Annotated in this window: 2 protein-coding genes; both read left to right on the top strand. The window is 66.5% G+C overall.

Going from position 1 to position 2,294, the window contains the following annotated elements:
* Positions 1-1,492, top strand: a 1,492-nt coding sequence (locus AAY78_RS00045; RefSeq protein ID WP_046746342.1) for an APC family permease, incomplete at its 5' end; no start/stop codon positions are given.
* A gap of 22 nt (positions 1,493-1,514) precedes the next feature.
* Positions 1,515-2,294, top strand: a 780-nt coding sequence (locus AAY78_RS00040) for an aldehyde dehydrogenase family protein (RefSeq protein ID WP_046746341.1), incomplete at its 3' end; no start/stop codon positions are given.

The following is a 2,294-nucleotide window of genomic DNA, read 5'->3' as shown; positions in this document are numbered from 1 at the left end:
CACCAAGGGCCTGAGCGCCGGAACGGTCGGCCTGATCGGCGCGGTCGTGATCGGCATCTCGTGCATCGCGCCCGCCTACACGTTCACGGCGGCCGTCGGACCCGTGGCCTCCACCGTCGGGTCCCAGATCCCGGCGATCATCCTCGTCGGGTTCATCCCGATGCTCCTGGTCGCCTTCGGCTACCGCGAGCTCAACAACCGGATGCCCGACTCCGGAACGTCGTTCACCTGGGCGGCCCGCGCCTTCGGTCCCTGGGTCGGCTGGATGGCCGGCTGGGGCCTCGTCGTCGCCACGATCCTCGTGCTGTCCAACCTCGCGGGCATCGCCGTGGACTTCCTCTTCCTGCTGATCTCGCAGATCACGGGCAACCCCGACATCGCCTCCCTCGCGAGCGTCACCTGGATCAACATCGGCGTGTGCCTGCTGTTCATGCTCGGCGCGACGTGGATCTCGTACCGCGACATGCAGACGACGCAGAAGCTGCAGTACTGGCTCGTCAGCTTCCAGATCCTCGTGCTGCTGTTCTTCGCCGGGGCCGCGATCGTGCAGGCGGTGAACGGCAACGGCTTCGACTACCAGCCGTTCGACCTCGGCTGGTTCAACCCGTTCGCGATCTCGTCGTTCAGCGCCGTCGCCGCCGGCCTCTCCCTGTCGATCTTCATATTCTGGGGCTGGGACGTCACCCTCACCATGAACGAGGAGACCAAGGATCCGGAGAAGACCCCGGGGCGTGCCGCCACCGTCACGGTGCTCATGATCGTCTCCCTGTACCTGCTGCTGGCGGTCGCGATGATCATGTTCGCCGGCGTCGGCACCGGAGCGTTGGGCCTCGGCAACGAGGACATCCAGGAGAACGTGTTCTTCCACCTCTCCGGCCCGATCCTCGGCCCGCTCGCGTTCCTCGTGTCGCTCGCGGTGCTGACCAGTTCGGCATCGTCGCTGCAGTCCACGTTCGTGGGTCCCGCGCGCACCCTGCTGGCGATGGGGCACTACGGCGCACTGCCCAAGTCGTTCGCGAAGGTCAGCCCGCGGTTCTTCACCCCGGGGTACGCGACCATCGCCTCCGCCATCGTGGCATCGGCCTTCTACGCCGTGATGCGCATCGTCAGCGAGGACACGCTGTGGGACACCATCCTGACGCTCGGCATGATGATCTGCTTCTACTACGGGATCACCGCATTCGCCTGCGTCTGGTACTTCCGCAAGCAGTGGTTCGACTCGACGCGGAACTTCTTCTTCACGTTCCTGTTCCCGCTGGTCGGTGGCGCGATCCTCGCGGTGCTGTTCTTCACCACGCTGATCGACTCGATGGACCCGGCCTACGGCTCCGGCTCGCAGATCGGCGGGGTCGGCATCGTGTTCATCCTCGGAATGCTGATCATCGTCGTCGGCATCGTCGTCATGATCTGGAACGCGATCAGACGGCCCGCCTTCTTCCGCGGACAGACCCTGGGCATCGACGCACCGCCCAGTCGACGCAAGCGCTCCTAGCCCTCCTCACAGAAAGAGAATCATGAGCACTCAGACCGAACAGGCGCTCCTGGACAGCATCCCCACCGGACTCTTCATCGGGGGCCAGTGGATCGACGGCGAGACCGGCGGCACCTTCGATGTGAAGGACCCCGCGACCGGTTCCGTGATCCGCACCATCGCCGACGCGACGCCCGGCGACGGCATCCGCGCCCTCGACGCCGCAGTCGCCGCGCAGGACGCCTGGGCCGCGACGGCTCCGCGCGTGCGCAGCGAGATCCTCCGCAAGTCCTTCGACCTCGTGCAGGAGCACAAGGAGGATCTGGCCCTTCTCATGACGCTCGAGATGGGCAAGCCTCTCACCGAAGCACGTGGCGAGGTCGGCTACGGCGGGGAGTTCCTGCGCTGGTTCAGCGAGGAGGCCGTGCGCATCAGCGGTCGCTACGGCATCAACCCCGAGGGCACCGGCCACATGGTCGTATCGCAGCGCCCGGTCGGACCGTCGTTCTTCGTGACGCCGTGGAACTTCCCGTTCGCCATGGCCACCCGCAAGATCGCCCCCGCACTCGCAGCGGGCTGCACCGTCGTGATCAAGCCCCCGGCACTCACGCCCCTGACGACCATGTACTTCGTCTCGCTGCTCGAGCAGGCAGGCCTTCCCGCCGGTGTCGTGAACGTCGTGCAGACGTCGAAGTCGAGTGCGCTGTCGGCGCCCATCATCGCCGACCCGCGCCTGCGCAAGCTCTCCTTCACCGGGTCGACCGAGGTGGGCCGCAAGCTCATCGCCCAGGCGGCCGAAGGCGTGCTGCGCGTGTCGATGGAA

Source organism: Microbacterium sp. Ag1, from assembly GCF_001005635.1.
In the GTDB taxonomy this organism is placed as follows: Bacteria; Actinomycetota; Actinomycetes; order Actinomycetales; family Microbacteriaceae; genus Microbacterium; species Microbacterium oxydans.
The sequence above is the reverse complement of the archived record's forward strand: the minus strand, read 5'-3'. Positions and strand labels throughout refer to the sequence as shown.